Raw genomic sequence first — 467 nt, forward strand, 5'->3', positions numbered from 1 at the left:
CTATGCGCACACAGCGCGGCCAGAACGGGTGCGAAAACGCGAGAAAGACAGCTTGAATCGGCCTATCTCTCCCGCATTGCGAAAGCTGAAGTCCTTGGCTTGTGCAACATCAAGCGCAAACCTCATTGATCAGATGGTATGGACGCCTTCCCCCTGGCAACGGCGCACCTAGTTGCAAGAGCCCTGTGAGGATCCTCCGCTGGCGATAGTTCCTTTGTGCCAAAGTGGGGGGAGACGTCGAGTGGGCAGCGACCCTAAGCAGGAGGCGATCCAAAATGGAACTTACCGTCATCGGCATGGATATTGCCAAGCACGTTTTCCAACTACATGCTGTGAATGTCAGCACCGGCGAAGTTGAGCGTATCAAGCTGAAGAGAAGCCAAGTCACAAACTTCTTCACTAGGCGTGAGCGTTCGCTGATCGCCATCGAGGCTTACCGACAAAGAAATCGCTACGCTCGAACGGAG

Annotated in this window: 1 pseudogene; it reads left to right on the forward strand. The window is 54.6% G+C overall.

The window, feature by feature from the left end:
- Nucleotides 1–275 precede the first annotated feature (275 nt).
- Nucleotides 276–467: pseudogene (locus tag MKD50_RS30630) on the forward strand (IS110 family transposase); the annotation flags it as partial.

It is taken from the genome of Cupriavidus mimosae, from assembly GCF_023952485.1.
Classification (GTDB): Bacteria; Pseudomonadota; Gammaproteobacteria; order Burkholderiales; family Burkholderiaceae; genus Cupriavidus; species Cupriavidus taiwanensis_C.